Origin of the sequence: Streptomyces sp. GQFP (assembly GCF_021545335.1) — a bacterium.
In the GTDB taxonomy this organism is placed as follows: Bacteria; Actinomycetota; Actinomycetes; order Streptomycetales; family Streptomycetaceae; genus Streptomyces.
This window is the reverse complement of record NZ_CP089312.1, coordinates 3979700-3998940: the sequence shown is the minus strand read 5'-3', so window position 1 is coordinate 3998940 and position 19241 is coordinate 3979700. Positions and strand designations below refer to the sequence as shown.

The following is a 19241-nucleotide window of genomic DNA, read 5'->3' as shown; positions in this document are numbered from 1 at the left end:
CGGGATGGGGAGCGTTTCGGCGCGTCTGGGCCTTGGAGGCGGCTGACCGTGGTGTTCTGGCTGCCGTACTTGAAGGAGCAGGGTGCGGCGGGCTACCGGAAGTCCGGAAGTAGGTCCGGACTTCCGGTAGCCCGACTGCGGGGACGTCAGGCGGAAGGCAGGAGCGAGGATGACGCCGCTTCGTGCTCCTCCGCGAGGAGCGCGGTCACCTTCGTCAGGCGCCCGTTGGAGACCTTGCGTCCGTGCACGTCCCGGATCTCCTCCGCGATTGCGTCACGGTCGACCTCGCCCATGCGCTCGACCACAGGGCGGGCCATGGCCAGCAACTCTTCGAGCGACGCATTTGGCGGCCGACCGGTACGCCGGGGTGTCGGAGCGGTCTGCGCCGGAACCTCATCGCCGGAATCCGGCGAGGGGGCAGCGAACACGCCGGGGTGGTCTTCGGTAGGAGTCGGGGGCTGGACGCTGTCCCTGCCGATGTGGCGGTGGACGGGGGCTTCCTGGCTGTTGCCGGTGTTGGCCTCCTGGGGGTGGGAAGCGGGCTGGCGTCGGATGACGATGTACAAGTGGACGGCGCCGGCCAAGGCGAGCGGGGGGATCGCGGACAGGACGCCCACGGTGACGTCGTCGAGTCGGAGGCCGTCGCCTGCGCGGGTCTGCTGGTTGAGGCGGACGGCGTGCAGGGCGTTGGCCCAGATGCTAGTAGCCGTAGCCAGGCCAACGAGCGCCCACACGTACGCGCGTGAGAGCCGTGGTGCGTTGCCCAGCATGAGCAGGGCGGCGACGCCGATGGCGATGAACCCGTCGATCACGAGTGGGAAGGCGTAGGTGAGCAGCCCGCGGATGTGGATGGCGACGGCCATCTGCCGCAGGGCGTCGTAGGAGAGAGCGAAGGCGAACGCGGCGAGCAGGGCGATGCCGGCGCGGATCGCGGAGTGCGCGGTGACGGTGGGGAAGACCAAACGGAGGTACTCCAGGTGAGGTTGGGCGGTGGCTGTCGGCGCGGGCAGGGAGGCCGCCGTGAGGTGTGGTGTCTCGTACCACTCGTCGCATGCCTGGTCAGAGCAGGTACGAGTGGCGTGGTGATGTCGAGACGACTCGTTGCGGGCTTGTCACTCGTCCCCGCGCTGACCTGGGCGGGGACGAGTGCGACGAGACAAGTCGGGTCAGGCCGCGCTGTCAGGAAGTGGCTCGGCCTCTGGCCGGGTGGGCTCGGCCAGCGGCCCCGGTTCGGGGCAGTAGCGGGCCCAGGTGTCGAGGAATTGGTTGCGGGCGAAGCCCTTGGCCTGGGTGCCGTCGGGGAAGCGGCGGTTGGCCGAGCCGATGCCGTAGGGCTGCAGCAGCAGTTGCAGGCCGCGCGGCGTCAGGCCGTGGGCGCCGTACTCCGCCCACGGTGCTTCCTTGTCCGCGTTGAGGTGCTCCAGCAGGCGCCTGGTGCCCAGCACCGCGGGGTCGTTCTCGGCGGCGAAGGCCCGGCGGATACCAACCAGAAGGCGGGTGCGCAGACCGCCCTCCTCGTCCTGCCCCGCCTCGTAGTCGGTCATGACGCGGCAGGCGGTGCGGGCGAGCGCGGGCCATTCGCCTCCGGCGAGATCGGCGATGACTACCAGGGGTTCCCAGGTGTCGGCCGCGCGGTCCTCGACTGGCATGAGCGGCTCCATCTCCAGCGCCCACTGGTACAGCGGCTGGAGCCAGGCAGAGAGCCGGTCGCGGATCGCGTGCAGGGCGGGGGTGTCGCGGTGGGTGCGGAAGTACGCCACCTTCTCGCCTCCCGCCCGGCGCCGCATCCGGATGACCACCGACCGGTCCATCACCGTGTCGGGCAGATCACCGATCCCGGCAAGCGCCGCCATGGCGAACGTGGGGAACGCGGTGGGCTTGTGCTCGGGCCCGGTCACCCGGAGCGTGGGCCGGTTGCGCTGGTGACCGGCGTTGATCAGGCCGCGCACCTCCTCGTTCTTCTCCGCCGCCTTGACGGTGCCGAAGAGAGTGTCGGCCTCGTCCACTAGGAGGCTCGGCGGGTTCTCGTCGTCGATCGAGCGGAAGATCGCCGCCGGGCTGGCGTTGACCGTGATCAACGGGTTGCACACGGTCTCGGTCAGCACGTCCAGCAACCGTGACTTGCCGCACCGCTTCTCCGGAGCCACGATCGCCAGACGCGGTGCGTGCTGCCACGCGCGCTGCAGGTGCGTCGCCGCGATCCACAACGTGACCGCAGTGAGGGCTTCCTCGCTCGGCATCACCACATACCGCTTGATTTGCGCCCGCAGGTCAGCCAGGATCTGCGCGCCCTCGGGCAGCGGCCCTGCTGAGGACGCGTCGTCCCGGTCCCCGTCTGCGGGAGGTGCAGCGGGGACGGCCAGCTGGCCGGCGATGGCGACGACGGGCGGCAAGCCGGGCGTCGAGGATGAGGTGGGGGCGGTGGAGGACGTAGGTTCGTCCACAGGCGTTCCTCCCTGGTGGGCCGGACGGGCAAGCCCGGCCCACCGGATCGATCATTCATGGGTGATGGGGCAGGGACTCTGCGGCTCTCGGCGGTGGCTCGCCGAGGGCCGTTTCGTTGTCCCGGAAAGGTGGCTTCAGACGGCGAGGCGGTACGCGGACTGGGAGTTCACCCAGGCGTCCACCTCGGACCAGCGGTAGCGCAGGTGACGGCCGACCTTGTGGACGTTGGGGCCGATGCCCCGGTACTTCCACTGGTAGAGGGTCTTCACGGGCACGCCGAGGTAGACGGCGACCTCGGCCGGGCTGGCGAGCGGGCCGCGCCTGGCAGCCTCGGCGATGGCAGGGGCGTTGGTATTGCGGGAGGAGGTATTCGGCACAGGGCTCCTTTTCGGTCTTGGACATCGGGCCTGGACAACACAGCCACACCCCAGGCGGAAAAGTCCAGAGTTGGTTCTTAAACTCTCCAGCACTTCTCTGTGTTACCGGCGATTCCAAAACAGTAAGTGCGGATCCCCGGTTGCCGAAATCGCTCCGGCGGATGCAAAAATTTTCTGCGGCGAACCGACCGCCGGAAGGGTCGGAATCCGGCACCTCCGCAGCTCAGAGGTTATGAATGGCAGTCGTAGGTGACACGGCCAGCCCACCAGGCATCGCGTCCGAAAATAGTTCAAATCGCCCAAATCTGGGATGCGGAGGGAAGGTAGCACGGCCTTCCAAGTGAAAAGGCTCGCGATGTACCGGAATTCAATGAGACGAACACCACTTTGCCCCGGAGTGACTTTTGGAGAGTTTAAGAACCAACTCTTGCCATAACGCCCGGCTGTAAGTTACAGCTATCTGTCATGGTATCCCGACCTGTCGAAATAGGCCCCGCCGGCCTCCACTCCGCCCGCGCTATCGAGTGCATACGCCTCACGCGCGGCCTGACCCAGCACCAGCTCGCCGCCCGCTGCACCGCAATGGGCCGCCCGATGACCAACACCGCCCTCAGCCGTACCGAACGCGCCCGCCGCCGCTGCGACATCGACGACCTCGTCACGATCGCCGCGGCTCTCGGTATCGCGCCGGTGGCCTTGCTGCCGGTGTGGGCCGCTCACGGTCCCGTGTCCCGCTTCGGTGGGTCCCCCGACGACATCCAGGGGGCCCTTCTTGGCTGACGTGTACGACCGCTGGCACAAGTCGCACCCCAAGCCCACCGAAGTCGAGTGCGGCGAGCACAAGAGCCGTACGAAGCGGATGGTCCCCACCGCCGATCACGGGATCGGCAAGCGCTGGCAGGTCCGTTACCGCGACCTGGACGGCCGTCAGCGCAAGGAGAACTTCCACACGAAGGCCGAGGCGGACAACCGTGCCGCCGAGGTCGACGTCGAGATTCGACGCGGCTCCTACGTCGTCCCCGCCGAGACGAAGCAGACGCTCGGGGCCTACGCGCAGAAGTGGCTCGACGCGAACTCCGTCGGCCCGACGACCGCCCTCCGCTACGAGGCGACCGTCCGCAACCACATCGTGGAGCACCTCGGTCGGCGCGAGCTGCGGTCCCTCAATCAGCCCTCGATCATCCAGGGTTGGGTCCGTACGCTCCAGGACAGCGGCCTTGAAGTGTCGACGATCGAGGGCATCTTCGACATCCTCTCCGGCATCCTCGGCGCGGCCGTGGAGGACGGGTTGCTGCCGAAGAACCCCTGCAAGGCGAAGTCGGTCAAGCTGCCGACGGCGACCAAGAAGAAGGTCATCCCTTGGTCGTTGGAGCGCGTACGCGCCGTCACCGCCGGTCTGCCGAAGCGCTTCCAGGCAGGCGGCAAGCTCGCCTTCGGCTGCGGCCTGCGCCAGGGCGAGGTGTTCGGCTTCGCCGTCGAGGACATCGACTTCAAGGGCGGCTGGATCCACGTCAACCGCCAGGTGAGGCTGGTCGGTACCAAGCCTGTTTTCGCCCTGCCCAAGGGCAACAAAATTCGGTCAGTGCCCTTGCCGGCTCAACTTGCCGCCGCCCTCAAGGCCCACATGAAGGAGTTCCCGCCCGTCGCCGTCACCCTGCCCTGGGCCAAGCCGGACGGCGAACCGACGACCTTCCGCCTCCTCTTCGTCGACGAGAAGAGGCGGGCCTACAACCGCAGTGTCTTCAACATGGGCGCCTGGAAGCTCGCCCTGGCTGCCGCCGGCGTGATCCCTCCCCGCGAGCGCGGTGCGAGGTATCTCCAGGCGGCCCCGGAAGACGGCATGCACGCCCTCCGGCACGCCTACGCCTCCGTGCTCCTGGACGCGGGGGAGAGCATCAAGGCGCTCTCCGAGTTTCTGGGCCACTCGGACCCCGGCTTCACGCTGCGCACGTACACGCACCTGCTGCCGTCCAGCGAGACCCGCACCCGCAAGGCGATCGACGACGCCTTCACGGAAACGGAAGCTGAGGCGGAAGACGACGGCGACCCGCCCGTAGCCCAGGGCACATCAATGCCCCCGCCGAAACCCATGTGCCCTCAATGTGCCCTGGCCGCCTGACGGCCCCTCTGGGGACATGAAAAAGGCGGGGTCCGAAAACCCCGCCCGCACATCACGAAGCCCCAGTTCAGGGCCAAACCAAGCAATAAGGCTGATGCCCCGCCTCATGCAACCGATGGCTGAAGTCCTGCCACTCATGCAGCAGTTGATACACATTGAACGCATCCCGAGGCCCACCCCGGTCCGGCACCGTAGACCAGATGAACGCCGCCGCGCCCACCGCCTCCTCGCCGATGCCCCGCAACGGGTCGACGACCGTCATCGGGAGTTTCACCACCGCGTAGTCCGGGTGCAGGACGACCAGTTCCAGTGGCGGCACCTTGTTGAGCGGGACGCCCTCGATGCCCGTGAGGACCATCGCGGCCATCGTTTCGGGCTTGATCTTGGTGAACATGCCGTTCATGCCGAGTTCGTCGCCGCCGAGTTCCTCGGGGCGCATCGAGATCGGGACGCGGGCTGCCGTGGCGCCGTCCGGCGCGCCGAAGTATTTATACGTCACCCCCACCCGACCACCATTCCCACTCGCCGCCCGGAGCCGCTCGACCCTCCGGTCGAGGCCCTCGGGCACACCGTTCGATCCCGGGCCCTGCCCAGGACCCGTTCCCGTTCCCTGTCCCTGCCGTGCCGCTTCTGCCGCTGCCGCTTCCTCCGCGTCGCGTCGGTGCCTTCCCCGCTGCGCACGTCGAGGACCCAGGCCGTCGGTCCCCTCGCCCAGTCCGCCACCGCGATGCATATCTCCACCCGACTGCTTTTCTAGGACGCGCGAACCCCTCCGCGCAACCCGATCATCGTGTCAGTGACCTCCCCCACGTCCGCCCGCCGAAACGTGCGGTGAAACACCTGTCCGCAGGATCTTCGCAGCCTCTGAACACCATCGTCCGCCCATCGTCCGTATGTACGGGCAGATGAGCCGTGTGTCTCTGTGTGTCCCTGTGTGTGTCCGGTCCCAGTTTCGCAGACGGGTGGGGCCGACGGGCCGCTGTCCGGCCGCCTACCCTGAGGGGGTCACTGGCAACCGGAGTCCGAGAAGTCGGAGAAGTCGCAGGTCATGAGCGAAACGTCTAGCGAAATGTCTAGCGGGGCAGCCAGCGGGATGGCTGGTGGGTTGCCCTATTCATATGAAGCGCCCGTCTCGCAGGGCCTCTTCGACCGTGCGACGGCCGTCACACCCGGCGGAGTCAATTCGCCGGTGCGTGCCTTCCGTGCCGTGGGCGGTACGCCCCGGTTCATGGTGTCGGGGCGTGGCCCATATCTCACCGACGCCGACGGGCGTGAATACGTCGACCTCGTCTGCTCCTGGGGGCCGATGATCCTCGGCCACTCCCGCCCCGAGGTCATCGCCGCCGTCCAGGACGCCGTCTCGCGCGGCACCTCCTTCGGTACGCCGGGGGAGGGGGAGGTCGCCCTCGCCGAGGAGATGGTCGACAGGATCGCCCCCCTTGAGCAGGTGCGGCTCGTCTCCAGCGGGACCGAGGCCACCATGTCGGCCATCCGACTCGCTCGTGGGTTCACCCGGCGCGCCAAGGTGATCAAGTTCGCCGGGTGTTACCACGGTCACGTCGACTCGCTGCTCGCCGCCGCCGGCTCCGGTGTCGCCACCTTCGCGCTGCCCGACACCCCCGGCGTCACCGGCGCCCAGGCCGGCGACACCATCGTGCTCCCCTACAACGACCTCGACGCCGTGCACGCCGCCTTCGCCGCGCACCCCGGCGAGATCGCCTGCCTCATCACCGAGGCCTCCCCGGGCAACATGGGCGTCGTACCGCCCCTGCCCGGCTTCAACCAGGGGCTGAAGGACGCCTGCGCCGCCAATGGTGCGCTGTATGTGTCCGACGAGGTCATGACCGGGTTCCGTACCAGTCGTAGCGGGTGGTTCGGGATCGACGGCGTACGGCCCGATCTCATGACCTTCGGGAAGGTCATGGGCGGCGGCTTCCCCGCCGCCGCCTTCGGTGGGCGTGCCGATGTCATGGCCCACCTCGCGCCCGCCGGGCCCGTCTACCAGGCCGGCACCCTCTCCGGTAACCCCGTCGCCACCGCCGCCGGGCTCGCCCAGCTGCGGCTGCTCGACGAGGCCGCGTACGTCACCGTCGACGCCGTCTCCGCGCAGCTCCAGGCGCTGGTCTCCGACGCGCTGAGCAAGGAGGGCGTCGCGCACACCGTGCAGAACGCCTCCAACATGTTCTCCGTGTTCTTCACCGACCAGCCGGTGCGCGACTACGAGGGCGCCAAGGCGCAGGAGTCGTTCCGCTTCACCGCGTTCTTCCACTCCATGCTGGCGAGCGGCGTCTACCTCCCGCCCTCGTCCTTCGAGTCCTGGTTCGTCTCCACCGCGCACGACGAGCGGGCCATCCAGAAAATCGCCGACGCCCTCCCGGCGGCGGCCCGTGCGGCAGCGGAGGCCACGGCAGCATGAGCGACAGCAGCAACCAGAGCAACGAGGACATCACCGTCGTCCACCTCATGCGGCACGGTGAAGTCGCCAACCCCGACGGGGTGTTGTACGGGCGGCTCGCCGGTTACCACCTCTCCGAACTCGGGCGCCGCATGGCCGACCGCGTCGCCGAGCACCTCGCCTCCCGTGACGTCACGCACGTCGGCGCCTCCCCGCTGGAGCGGGCGCAGGAGACCGCCACGCCCATCGCCAAGGCGCACGGGCTCGACCTCGCCTCCGACGAGCGGCTCATCGAGGCCGACAACGTCTTCCAGGGCAAGACCTTCGGCGTCGGCGACGGCGCCCTCAAGCGTCCCGAGAACTGGAAGCACCTGGTCAACCCGTTCAAGCCGTCCTGGGGGGAGCCGTACGTCGATCAGGTCGTACGGATGATGGGGGCGCTGGACGCCGCCAAGGACGCCGCCCGTGGGCACGAGGCCGTGCTCGTCAGTCACCAGCTGCCGATCTGGATCGTGCGCAGCTATGTGGAGCGGCGGCGGCTGTGGCACGACCCCCGCAAGCGGCAGTGCACGCTCGCCTCCCTCACCAGCTTCACCTACCGCGGCGACAAGATCGTGTCCGTCGGTTACAGCGAGCCCGCCCGCGATCTCGTCCCGGCCCACCTCCTCGCCGGCGCCAAGCCGGTGAAGGGGAAGGACAAGGCCTTCGGGGCGTAGTGACACGGTTGTTGCAATTGTTCCGAACCGCGTAACAACGGGAGGAACCTCCCCATCCGTCCCGCCCTCTGACTGGGTGACCACCAGCGGGTACGACGGATGGGGAACACATGCACGTCAAGAAGGGTGCCGCCGGCTTCAGCCGACGAGGTGCGCTCGGCCTCGGTCTCGGGGCCGCCGCCGCGCTCGGTACCGCCGGCTGCGGAACCGTCCTGCAAGAGGGGGCAGGAGGGTCCGGAGGTTCCGGGAACGACCGGTCTTCTGCCAAGCCGTCGCCCACCGCCACCGCCAAGCCCATCGGCGACGGCTCCACCTCCTTCACCGGCAAGCAGCCCCACCAGCCCGGCAAGCCCGTACCGCTGGAGGCAGGCCAGACCCCGCCCCAGTTCGTGATCTTCTCCTGGGACGGCGCCGGTGAAGTCGGCAACGGGCTCTTCCCGCGCTTCCTGGAACTCGCCAAGACCCACGGCGCCCACATGACCTTCTTCCTCTCCGGGCTCTACCTCCTCCCCGAGTCGCAGAAGCGCAAGTACCTCCCGCCGAACAACGCCCCCGGCGCCTCCGACATCGGCTACCTCACCGACGAGCACGTCAAGGCGACCCTCACCAACGTCCGCCAGGCCTGGCTCGACGGCCACGAGATAGGCACCCACTTCAACGGCCACTTCTGCTCCGGCTACGGCACCGTCGCCAACTGGACGCCCCAGCAGTGGCGCAGCGAGATCGACCAGGCCAAGGGGTTCGTCAAGGAGTGGCGCACCAATACCGGGTGGACCGACCTCCCGGCCCTCCCCTTCGACTACGACAAGGAACTCATCGGCGGTCGTACGCCCTGCCTCCTCGGGCAGGACAACCTGCTCCCCACCGCCCGTGAACTCGGCTGGCGCTACGACGCCTCCTCGCCCGGCGGCCGGCAGGTGTGGCCCACGAAGACGAACGGCGTCTGGGACCTGCCCCTCCAGGCGATACCTTTCCCCGGCCGCCAGTTCGAGGTCCTGTCCATGGACTACAACATGCTCGCCAACCAGTCGATCAACTCGACCAACGCGCCCGCCTACAACTACCCGGCCTGGCGCGAGCAGGCGGCCGGCGCCTACATCGCCGGTTTCCAGCGGGCGTACGAGACGAACCGCGCCCCCTTCTTCATCGGCAACCACTTCGAGCACTGGAACGGCGGCATCTACATGGACGCCGTCGAGGCCGCCCTCAAGCACATCGCGCGGGAGAAGGAGAAGGGTGAGGACATCAGGCTCGTCTCCTTCCGGCAGTACGTCGACTGGATGGACGTACAGAAGCCCGAGGTGCTGGAGAAGCTGCGGACCCTCGATGTCGGGACGCAGCCGGTGGGCGGCTGGAAGGAGTTCCTCGCCGATGCCGGGAAGACTGTCGGGAAGACTGCCGGGACGGCCTCCGCGTCGAGTACCTGAAACGCCGCCTGAAATGCGCGTTTACGCCTGCAAGGGGGGTGCGCAAGATCCTCGGAACGGACATGCGAAACTTTTCACATGAGTGCCGCCAGCCGCGCCCCCCTGCGCTCGAACCGTTCCCGAGGCCACGCCCGTAACCGTCGGGCGGTCTCCCTCGCCGCCACGGTCGTCGCCTCCGCGTTCGCCCTGACCGCGTGCGGTTCCGGTGGTACGTCCGGGGGCTCGGGCGACACCAACTTCGTCACCGGGACCGACGGGATCGCCACCGTCGCCAAGGGCGAGCGGGTCGCCGCCCCCGATCTCTCCGGCCCGACCATCGACGGCAAGCAGCTCGACGTCGCCGACTACAAGGGCAAGGTCGTCGTCATCAATGTGTGGGGGTCCTGGTGCGGGCCCTGCCGGCTCGAAGCCAAGAACTTCGTCGCCGTCTCCGCCGATCTGAAGGGCCAAGGGGTCCAGTTCGTCGGCATCAACACCCGTGACACCAGCACCGGTCCGGCGGTCGCCTTCGAGAAGCAGTACGGGGTCACGTACCCGAGTCTGTACGACCCGACCGGCAAGCTGATGCTCCGCTTCGAGAAGGGCACGCTCAACCCGCAGGCCATCCCCTCCACCCTGATCCTCGACCGGGACGGGAAGATCGCCGCCCGTACGCTCCAGGCGCTCAGCGAGGACAACCTCCGCAAGATGCTCAAGCCCGTTCTCGCGGAGAAGTGACGTGTCCGGCATCACCGGTGCGCTCACGCTGGCCGCCTCCGTGCCCGAGGCCAACCAGACCGTGCTGAACGGCGCCCTGATACTGGCCCTCCCCATCGCCCTGCTCGGCGGCCTCGTCTCCTTCTTCTCGCCGTGCGTGCTGCCCCTCGTACCGGGTTATCTGTCGTACGTCACCGGCGTGACCGGTACCGATCTCGGAGAGGCCCGCCGGGGGCGGATGGTCGCCGGGGCCTCGCTCTTCGTGCTCGGGTTCACCGCCGTGTTCGTGTCCACGGGCGCCCTGTTCGGGTACTTCGGGCAGACGCTCCAGGAGCACCAGGACACGCTGTCCAAGGTGCTCGGCGTGCTCATGATCCTCATGGGTGTCTTCTTCATGGGCATGATGCCCTGGCTCACCCAGCGCGAGTTCCGCTTCCACAAGAAGCCGGTCAGCGGCCTGCTCGGCGCTCCCGTCCTCGGCGCACTGTTCGGTATCGGCTGGACGCCCTGCATCGGCCCGACCCTCGCCTCCGTCAACAGCCTCGCCTTCGACCAGGCCAGCGCCGGGCGCGGGGCCATCCTGACGGTCGCCTACTGCGTCGGCCTCGGCGTGCCCTTCGTGCTCGCGGCGGTCGCCTTCCGCAAGGCGCTCGGTGCCTTCGGCTGGGTCAAGCGCCACTATGTCTGGGTCATGCGTATCGGCGGCACGATGATGATCCTGACCGGTGTCCTGCTCCTTACCGGCGCGTGGGACCGTCTTGTGCAGGAGATGCAGACCTGGTCCAACGGCTTCACTGTGGGGATCTGATCCATGAGCAACACCACCGCCGACAGCAACACCACGGCCGACAGCAAGAGCGACGAGCAGGAACTCGGCGCCGCTTCCTCCCAGCTGTCCACCGCCCCCCAGGAGGAGGCGCCCGGCCTGCCCGCCCTCGGCGTCATCGGCTGGTTCCGCTGGTTCTGGCGGCAGCTCACCTCGATGCGGGTCGCGCTGCTGCTGCTGTTCCTGCTGTCGCTCGGGGCGATCCCCGGCTCGCTGATCCCGCAGTCGGGGACCGACGAGACCAAGGTCGCCGACTTCATGCAGCGGCACGACTTCCTCGGGCCGATCTACGACAAGCTCGGGCTGTTCCACGTCTACAGCTCGGTCTGGTTCTCGTCGATCTACATCCTCCTCTTCGTCTCCCTCATCGGCTGCATCGTGCCCCGCACCTGGCAGTTCGTGGGCCAGCTGCGCGGCCGCCCGCCGGGCGCGCCCAGGCGCCTGACCCGGCTGCCCGCCTACACGACGTGGCGTACGGAGACCGAGCCCGAGCAGGTGCGTGAGGCAGCCCTCGTACTGCTGCGGAAGCGGCGTTTCCGTGCCCACCTCGCCGGGGACGCGGTCGCCGCCGAGAAGGGCTATCTGCGCGAGGTCGGCAACCTCGCCTTCCACATCGCGCTGATCGTGATGCTGACCGCGTTCGCCTGGGGCCAGCTGTACAAGTCCGAGGGCAACAAGCTGATCCTCGAAGGCGACGGCTTCTCCAACACCCTCACCCAGTACGACGACTTCAAGTCCGGCACCCTCTTCGACACCGACGACCTCGACCCTTTCTCCTTCACTCTGAAGGACTTCAAGGGCACGTACGAAGAGTCAGGGCCCAACCGCGGCACTCCGCGCACCTACGAGGCCGACGTCAACTACAGCGTGGGCGCGTACGGCAAGGACGAGAAGACGACCATCAAGGTCAACGAGCCGCTGGTGATCGGCGACTCGAAGGTGTACCTCACCGCCCACGGCTACGCGCCCGTCATCACCGTCCGCGACGGCAAGGGCAAGGTCGTCTACAGCCAGCCCGTGGCCCTGCTGCCGCTCGACTCCAACGTCACCTCCTCCGGTGCCATCAAGGTCATGGACGGCTACCGCAACGCCAAGGGCGTCGAGGAACAGCTCGGCTTCCAGGCCTTCTTCCTGCCGACCTACGTGCCCGGCAACGAGATCGCCTCGCAGTTCCCGGCGCTCGACAACCCGGTGCTGAACCTGATCGGCTACCACGGCGACCTCGGGGTCAACGCGGGCATCCCGCAGAGCGTGTACCAGCTCGACAAGAGCCACATGAAGGTGTTCAAGGACGCCAAGGGCAAGGAAGTACGGGAGAACCTGAAGCCCGGCGAGACCATGACCCTCCCGAACGGCGCCGGTTCGATCACCTACGAGGGCACCCAGGAGTGGGCCAACTTCCAGGTCACCCGGCAGCCCGCCAGCGGCTGGGCGCTCGGCGGCGCGATCGTCGCCATCTTCGGCCTCGCCGGTTCCCTGTTCATCCAGCGCCGACGGGTGTGGGTGCGGGCGGTGCGCGGCTCCGACGGCGTGACCGTCGTCGAGCTGGGCGGCCTCGGCCGCAGCGAGTCCGCCAAGGTGCCCGAGGAACTCGGCGACCTCGCCGGAATCCTGTACGACCAGACCAGTCCCGTTTCCGCCTCCGATACCCCCGACCCCACTGCCGTACCTGCCGAAGGGGCTGAGAAGTAAATGTCCGCTCTCGCCACCGCGACGACCCTCGCCGCCGCGACCAACGAGAACCTCGCGAACATCAGCAACACGCTGATCTACTCCGCGATGGCCGTCTACACCCTGGCCTTCTTCACCTACATCGCCGAGTGGACCTTCGGCAGCCGCAGCAAGATCAGCCGTACGGCCGCCGCGCTCACCGCGAAGCCGGCCGGGGCGGCCGGGGCGGCCGGGGCGAAGGCGCCGGAGGTGACCGTCAAGAAGGCCGGCGGGACCGCCGTACTGGAGCGGCCGAAGGTCGTCGTCCGGGCCGCGGCCGGGGCCCGGGACGTGCCGGACGGGCCCGGTGCCCATGGCGGGGACGAGCAGGGCGACCTCTACGGGCGGATCGCCGTGTCCCTCACGGTCGTCGCGTTCCTCGTCGAGTTCGCCGGGGTGCTGGCCCGCGCGCTGTCCGTGCAGCGGGCGCCGTGGGGCAACATGTACGAGTTCAACCTGACCTTCTCCACCACCGCAGTGGGCGTGTACCTCGTCTTCCTCGCGCTGAAGAAGGACATCCGCTGGCTGGGCCTGCCCCTGGTCACGTCCGTCCTGCTCGACCTCGGACTCGCGGTCACCGTCCTGTACACGGCGAGCGACCAGCTGGTCCCGGCGCTCCATTCCTACTGGCTGTACATCCACGTCTCCACGGCGATCCTCTGCGGTGCCGTCTTCTACGTGGGCGCGGTCGCCACGATCCTGTACCTCTTCAAGGACTCGTACGAGAACAAGCTCGCGTCCGGCGGCAAGCCCGGCACCTTCGCGACCTCCGTCATGGAGCGCCTGCCCGCCTCGGCCTCCCTCGACAAGTTCTCGTACCGCGTCAACGCGGCCGTCTTCCCGCTGTGGACGTTCACGATCATCGCGGGCGCGATCTGGGCGGGCGACGCCTGGGGCCGCTACTGGGGCTGGGACCCCAAGGAGACCTGGGCGTTCATCACCTGGGTCGCCTACGCCACCTACCTGCACGCCCGCGCCACGGCCGGCTGGAAGGGCCGCAAGGCCGCGTACATCGCGCTGATCGCCTTCGCGTGCTTCCTCTTCAACTACTACGGCGTCAACATCTTCGTCAGCGGCAAGCACTCGTACGCCGGAGTCTGAGGCGTAACTCGATTGCACCGAAGGCCGGTTGCTGTGACTCAGGTCACGGGAACCGGCCTTCGGCGTACGGACAGGTAAGTGGGCGTGGACACGAATCTGCGGAAACGGATCCGCGCGGGGGACCACGACGCCTTCGGCGAGCTCTTCGACGCGTACGCGCGCTCCGTCTACAACCACGCCTTCCGGCTGACGGGGGACTGGTCGGCGGCCGAGGACGTGGTCTCGCTGACCTTTCTCGACGCCTGGCGGCTGCGCGCCAAGGTCGACGAGGAGGGCGGCTCGCTGCGGCCCTGGCTGCTCGGCGTCGCCACCAACGTCACGCGCAACACCCGCCGCGCCGCCCGAAGACACGCCGCCGCCGTCGCCCGGCTGCCCCGGGACGAGGTCGAGCGGGACTTCGCCGACGAGGTCGCGGGTCGCCTGGACGACATCGACCAACTCGCCCTCGTACAGACCGCGTTGGCGCTGCTGCGGCGGCCCGAGCGGGAGGTGCTGGCGCTGTGCGTGTGGTCGGGGCTCGACTATCCGGCGGCGGCCGAGGCGCTGGGGGTGCCGGTGGGGACCGTACGGTCGCGGCTGTCGAGGGCCCGTACAAAGCTCGCGAAACATGTCAAAAACCTGGAACCGCCGACCGGGCGCGGACAGATGAGAGGTGACCGCATCACCGCGGTCGGGCCCATGAGGGAGGGAAGCCGATGAGCAAGCCGATGAGCACACCCCCCGGACTTTCCGGATTTTCCGAGCGAGACCTTCCGCCGGGCCGTCACCGACTCCTCAAGGAGCATCTGATGACCGAGATCCGGCACGAAAGCCAGCACGAGGACGAGAAGAAGCGCGCTCCGCGGCGCAATCCGTGGCTGCGGCCCGCGCTCACCGCCGGGGCCGTCGCCACCGTCGCCGCGCTCACATTCGTCGTCCTTCCGGGCGGCGGCGCGGACGGTACGAGTGCGACGAACGGCCGGTCCGCCGTGACCCTGCTGGAGAACATCGCGCTCGCCGCCGAGGGCACCGAAGTGCCCAGCGGTATCCGCGACGACCAGTTCGTCTACGTCAAGAGCCGCATCGCCTACATGACCTACACCAACGGCGGGCCCGGGAAGCTGGACCCGGTCCACGACCGGGAGATCTGGCTGTCGGTGGACGGCGTCCGGAACGGACTTCTGGAGGAGGACAAGCAGGGACTCCGGCACCAGGTGCTGAGTCTCGAGGAGGGCCCTCTGGGAAAGCCCAAGACCCCGTTGGCCACCAGCTACCGTTCCCTGTCCAAGCTGCCGACCGACCCGGACAAGATGCTCGACTGGCTGTACGAGACCGTCGCCAAGGAGGTCGACGACGAGCAGCCCGACCAGGACTACCGGGCCTTCGTCCTCTTCGGCGACCTGATCCGGGAGACCCTGATGCCGCCGAAGGTGGGCGCCGCGCTCTACCGGGCTGCCGCGAAGATCCCGGGCGTCGAGGTGGTCCCGGACGTGCGGGACACGACGGGCAGGACGGGGATCGCGGTCACCAGGACCGGCGCCGACGGTGAGGAGGAGCAGCTGATCTTCGACAAGAAGACGTACACCTTCCTCGGCGAGCGGGTGCTCGACGACGGCAAACTGGTCGGCAGCAGTTCGGTCCTGGAGCGGGCGGTGGTCGACCGGGCGGGCCAACGCCCGTAACGGTCACGACGGCGGCAGGCAGTCCTTCTCCGGGGGCTTCCCGGTAGGCCAGGCGATCTCGACGAAGCGGGCGTGCCGGTCGGGGGTCAGTTCCACGATCGGTACGGCCTTGTCGTACGGGTTGCCGTAGTTGTCGAGGCAGATCCAGCCGCTCGCGCCGTTCACCCGCCCCGAGGAGCCCTTGATGAGGGTCCACTCGTCGCCCACGTCGGCGAGTGTCGGCGCGGACCGGCCACGGGGCGTGGCCTCGCGGATGCCCTCGACGGTGAGCCGCATCGCGTCGTACGCCACGATCAACTGGCCGTCCTCCAGGTCGACTTCGCCGATCGGCAGGGGACTGTCGGTCTTGGCGGTCCTGTTGGCCTGGGCGGCGGTCAGCAGGTCGGCCAGGTCCTGGGCGTCGGCTGCCGAACCCCCGGTCTTCGGGGGGTTCTTGATCCAGGCGTCCGGGTGGGCGAGGGCGCTGTAGCGGACCGAGATGCCGTGCTTGAGTGCCTCGGGGTCGAGCTTCGCGTCGCCGGTGAGGTAGGAGGCGTCGTCACCGGTGAGGATGGTGAACTCGCGTTGCTGGCAGCCTCGTTCGCCAAGTGCGTTGATGAACTGGCGCAGTTGGGTGTGGCGGCCGGCGAACAGGATGGTGTCCACGGCGGACGCGGTGTCGCACACCAGCTCCCTGATCTGCCGGAAGTCGTTGGCGGTGGTGCCTTCCTTGCTGCGGTCGGCGAGCGGGGTGAACGGCCACGGCTGGTAGCGCGAGCCCTTCAGCAGCTTCTCGAACGAGGCTTGCAGGGTGAGCGTGTACGGGTCGCCCGGATCGTCGTACACCAGCACCGCCTTGTCGGCCGCCACCTTGGCGAAGGAGCGCAGGGCGAGGGCCTCGTCGGTGTTGGTCGGCGCGACGCGGGCCAGCCCCGGGAAGGGCATCATGCCCTGGGGGTTGCCCTGCTGGCCGTTGGCGAGGCTGTCGGCCGTGATGGAGGTGCCGATGACGGGGATGCCACGGCTCGTCAGCTCCTTGACGGCCCGGGCGTTCTCCTCGGTGCTGAGCCCTATCCCGGTGACCGCGCGCAGCCGGTCCGAGGTGGTCGTCATCTTCTCCAGCTGGTCGACCGTGTGCTCCCAATGGGCGCCGGCGTGGCCCGGGTTGGCGAGCACCAGCCGGATCGGCGGGCCCTCGCCGTTCGCGTCGTGGTTCACCTTCCACTGGGCGAGATACGCGCCCTGCAGTTCGTGCAACACATCCCCGATGTTGTCCGCGTCGGTCGCGGTGAACGGCTCGAACAGGGCGACGGTGACATAGCCCTTGTCGTCCTTGCCGTCGGTGAGGGAGTCGTTCTCGCGGTCGATCGCCGTGATCGTGTCGGCGAGCTGCTTCCGCCCGAAGGAGTAGCCGGTCGTCGAGACGCCCACGCACTCGTCGCTGCCCGCCGGCCTGACCACTCCGGGCGCGCAGGAACGGTCGTCCTCGGTGAGCTTCCGCACGGTGAAGCCGAGCCCGGTCACCAGCGCCGCCGTGACCAGCAGGGCCAGATAGCGGCGCAGCGGGATCGCCCAGACCCCCTCGCGCAGCCACCGGCCGACACCCCTGGACCCCGTACCTCTGGAACTCGTGCGGGTCATCACGCGCCTCCGTCGGTCCGGTTGTCGTCGTCGGCGGAGTCCTCATCGCCCGGGACGCGCAGCGGGCGCCCGGCCAGCGCGTCCTCCGGCCACTCCTGCGAGGCCTGCCACAGCAGCGCGTTGCTGGCCAGCGGGTCGTTGGACAGCTGCTCCAGCTCGTAGCGCAGCCGGTCGCACAGTTTCCGGTCGGGCAGCACCAGCGGATCGGTCAACTGCCAGACGGCGTGCAGGAGTCGGCGTACCCGCAGATGCAGTACGGCGTCCACGTCGTCCGGCGGCAGCTGCTCGGCGTCGGTGTGGCCGAGGGCGATCCGGGCGCGGAGGTGGTCGCCGCCCGCGAAGTCGTGGCCCTCGGTGTCGTGGGCGTGGAAGTAGGGCGCGGACGCGACGAACAGGAGGGTGTCGAGCCAGGTGCGGGTGTCGAGGGTGTGGAAGGTGTCGCGGAGGTACGCGACCGCCGGTCCGGTGTCGCCGAGGGCGAGTTCGTGGTGGAGGCGGTAGCGGGCCGCAGACGGCTCGGGTCCCTCGTAGTGCTGGATGAGGGTCTCGTGGACGTCGCGCCACTTGCCGTGGTCGGCGTGCCGGTGGTGCAGGCGCAGCAGGAGCAGGGTGCGGACGAAGGCGTCCCCGACGAACTGCCCCGGTACGGCGGGCAGTCCCTCCGCCGTGAGCCGGGTCTCCAGGGCGCGGACGCTCGACGGGCCGAAGTCGTCCGGGAGCCCGGCGGCGGCGAGCAGACAGGCCGAGTCGTGGTCGTGGGCGGCGGCCAGCACGGTGAGTTCGTCGAGCCGGTCGGCGGGGACGAGCCGGTCGAGGAGTTCGCGGTAGGCGGGACGGCCGTCGCGGTCCTCGGACAGGACGAGGTCGGCGGTGAGCAGGGCGCCGAAGGGCGCGGTGGGCGGCAGTTGGGGGAGGTTCTGCCGGGCCGACTCGGCGAGCAGGGCGATGCCCAGCGGGTTTCCGCACGTCAACCGGTGGGTGGCGGGCGGGAGTTCGGCCGGTACGGGCACCGCCGTACCCGTGCAGACCGCGTCGACGATGTGCAGCGTGTCGTCGGAGGAGAGCGGCGGCAGCGACACCAGCAGCGCCCGGGAGGCGACCGTGTCGGCCGGGGTCCAGCGGGTGCGCTGGGCGGTCTCGCGCAGGTCCCGGCGTACGGCGTTGCGCAGCGAGGACTGACCGCCGCTGCCGCGCACGGCGGCGATGAAGGCGACCTGGTCGGCGATCCCCTCGGACCGGTCGCGCAGCACCTGCTCGATCAGTTCGCGCCCCGGCGCCCCCTGCGCGTTGTCGACGAGGACGAGCGGACGGCCGAGCCGCTGCAGATGCGCCCGCATCCCGCTGTAGGCGTCGGTGAGGTCGGCGCGCAGGGCGCGGACGAGATAGCGCTCGGCGTGCTCGCGGGAGGTGCCGCCGGCCCTGAAGTGGTCGGAGAGCAGCCGGAGTCCGAGTTCGGCCCGGTCACCGGCGTTGGGGTAGGTCCGGTACCAGGTGGACGCCCGGCGCTGCCGCGCCCCCGAGGAGCGTTCCGTCATGGCCTCCAGCGTCGCCTCGATGACCGCCGACACCAGCGGGTCGTCGCTGATCGCCGCCGCGACCGCCTTCGCGGCCACCCGGCCCGCCCAGCGCGCGGCGAACCCGCTGAACCACGAGCCGCTCTCGTTGAGCAGCAGCATCCGCTGGACCTCCCACCGGATGCGCTCGGTGTCGGCGTTGCCCCAGCCGCCTGCGGCCACCGCGATCAGCCCCGACATCAGCCGGGGGAAGGCGATCCGCCGGGCGCCGGTGACGGGTTCGGCGAGCTGCTCGGCGATCACGAGCAGCGCCTGCGCGAGCGGCGACCAGGCCTGCGCCGGGCGCGACTCGAACGACCCGGTGAACTGCGGGTCCTCGCAGTCGATCAGCGCGATCGGGGTGTGCCCCTGGTAGGCGGCGCGCAGTTCACGTAGGACGGCGCTCTTGCCGAGCCCGCGCCCGGCGGTGAGCACGACGAACGGCAGCTCGCGGGGGTGTTCGAGGGGAGCGGCGATGTGGTGGTGGGGCCGCAGACCGATGAGCCGGGGCGCGAGCCCCGGCGGCTCGGTGTCGAAGAGCGCCCCGCGTCCGTGCAGCCGTCTGAGCACCGCATCCCTCCCCCTGGCGCGGTTC

The 19241-nt window shown here is 69.1% G+C and carries 17 protein-coding genes; 11 read left to right on the top strand and 6 right to left on the bottom strand.

Annotated features, from left to right (window positions below):
• Window positions 1-146: 146 nt before the first annotated feature.
• The 3 genes from LUX31_RS17630 to LUX31_RS17620 form a co-directional block, all read right to left on the bottom strand.
• Window positions 147-962, bottom strand: a complete 816-nt coding sequence (locus LUX31_RS17630; RefSeq protein ID WP_235475736.1) for a DUF2637 domain-containing protein — start codon at window positions 960-962, stop codon at window positions 147-149.
• Window positions 963-1166: 204 nt separating this feature from the next.
• Complete coding sequence (locus LUX31_RS17625; RefSeq protein WP_235475735.1) at window positions 1167-2444, bottom strand: DUF3631 domain-containing protein; 1278 nt, start codon at window positions 2442-2444, stop codon at window positions 1167-1169.
• A gap of 135 nt (window positions 2445-2579) precedes the next feature.
• Window positions 2580-2822, bottom strand: a complete 243-nt coding sequence (locus tag LUX31_RS17620; protein WP_006381078.1) for a helix-turn-helix transcriptional regulator — start codon at window positions 2820-2822, stop codon at window positions 2580-2582.
• A gap of 465 nt (window positions 2823-3287) precedes the next feature.
• Between LUX31_RS17620 and LUX31_RS17615 the strand changes: the two genes are divergently transcribed.
• Together LUX31_RS17615 and LUX31_RS17610 are read left to right on the top strand one after the other, a co-directional pair.
• Window positions 3288-3602: a helix-turn-helix domain-containing protein gene (locus LUX31_RS17615; RefSeq protein ID WP_235475734.1), complete on the top strand. Its 315-nt coding sequence runs from the start codon at window positions 3288-3290 to the stop codon at window positions 3600-3602.
• A 1-nt stretch (window position 3603) separates the two neighbouring features.
• Window positions 3604-4941 (top strand): tyrosine-type recombinase/integrase, encoded by a 1338-nt coding sequence (locus LUX31_RS17610; RefSeq protein WP_235479958.1) that lies wholly within the window; start codon window positions 3604-3606, stop codon window positions 4939-4941.
• 67 nt (window positions 4942-5008) lie between these two features.
• Here the strand turns inward: LUX31_RS17610 and LUX31_RS17605 are convergent, their stop codons facing one another.
• Window positions 5009-5446, bottom strand: a complete 438-nt coding sequence (locus LUX31_RS17605) for a hypothetical protein (RefSeq protein ID WP_019061278.1) — start codon at window positions 5444-5446, stop codon at window positions 5009-5011.
• Window positions 5447-6010: 564 nt separating this feature from the next.
• Between LUX31_RS17605 and hemL the strand changes: the two genes are divergently transcribed.
• From hemL to LUX31_RS17560, 9 genes are all read left to right on the top strand, one after another.
• Window positions 6011-7357, top strand: a complete 1347-nt coding sequence (hemL, locus tag LUX31_RS17600; RefSeq protein ID WP_443045973.1) for a glutamate-1-semialdehyde 2,1-aminomutase — start codon at window positions 6011-6013, stop codon at window positions 7355-7357.
• The gene (locus LUX31_RS17595) at window positions 7354-8052 is read left to right on the top strand and encodes a histidine phosphatase family protein (protein ID WP_235475732.1); all 699 of its coding nucleotides are present in this window, start codon (window positions 7354-7356) and stop codon (window positions 8050-8052) included. The genes hemL and LUX31_RS17595 overlap by 4 nt, the downstream gene beginning before the upstream one ends.
• Window positions 8053-8162: 110 nt before the next feature.
• Window positions 8163-9479, top strand: coding sequence for a hypothetical protein (locus tag LUX31_RS17590; RefSeq protein WP_235475731.1), 1317 nt, complete (start codon window positions 8163-8165; stop codon window positions 9477-9479).
• 78 nt (window positions 9480-9557) lie between these two features.
• The gene (locus tag LUX31_RS17585; RefSeq protein WP_235475730.1) at window positions 9558-10196 is read left to right on the top strand and encodes a TlpA family protein disulfide reductase; all 639 of its coding nucleotides are present in this window, start codon (window positions 9558-9560) and stop codon (window positions 10194-10196) included.
• A 10-nt stretch (window positions 10197-10206) separates the two neighbouring features.
• On the top strand, window positions 10207-10983 hold the full coding sequence (locus LUX31_RS17580; RefSeq protein ID WP_235479957.1) for a cytochrome c biogenesis CcdA family protein: 777 nt from the start codon (window positions 10207-10209) through the stop codon (window positions 10981-10983).
• A 3-nt stretch (window positions 10984-10986) separates the two neighbouring features.
• On the top strand, window positions 10987-12693 hold the full coding sequence (resB, locus tag LUX31_RS17575) for a cytochrome c biogenesis protein ResB (protein WP_235475729.1): 1707 nt from the start codon (window positions 10987-10989) through the stop codon (window positions 12691-12693).
• A complete protein-coding gene (gene ccsB, locus LUX31_RS17570) occupies window positions 12694-13812 on the top strand; it encodes a c-type cytochrome biogenesis protein CcsB (protein ID WP_235475728.1) in 1119 nt (372 codons plus the stop codon). It begins immediately after the preceding gene.
• An 84-nt stretch (window positions 13813-13896) separates the two neighbouring features.
• Window positions 13897-14511 (top strand): RNA polymerase sigma factor, encoded by a 615-nt coding sequence (locus LUX31_RS17565; RefSeq protein WP_235475727.1) that lies wholly within the window; start codon window positions 13897-13899, stop codon window positions 14509-14511.
• The gene (locus LUX31_RS17560; RefSeq protein ID WP_328285666.1) at window positions 14508-15473 is read left to right on the top strand and encodes a CU044_5270 family protein; all 966 of its coding nucleotides are present in this window, start codon (window positions 14508-14510) and stop codon (window positions 15471-15473) included. Before LUX31_RS17565 ends, LUX31_RS17560 begins: the two co-directional genes overlap by 4 nt.
• A gap of 3 nt (window positions 15474-15476) precedes the next feature.
• On the opposite strand, the gene LUX31_RS17555 is transcribed toward LUX31_RS17560, so the two are convergent.
• Together LUX31_RS17555 and LUX31_RS17550 are read right to left on the bottom strand one after the other, a co-directional pair.
• Window positions 15477-17093, bottom strand: a complete 1617-nt coding sequence (locus LUX31_RS17555) for a hypothetical protein (RefSeq protein WP_235475725.1) — start codon at window positions 17091-17093, stop codon at window positions 15477-15479.
• Window positions 17093-19216 carry a hypothetical protein gene (locus tag LUX31_RS17550; RefSeq protein ID WP_235475724.1) on the bottom strand — a complete coding sequence of 708 codons (2124 nt, stop codon included), beginning with the start codon at window positions 19214-19216 and terminating at the stop codon, window positions 17093-17095. Before LUX31_RS17550 ends, LUX31_RS17555 begins: the two co-directional genes overlap by 1 nt.
• Window positions 19217-19241 lie beyond the last annotated feature (25 nt).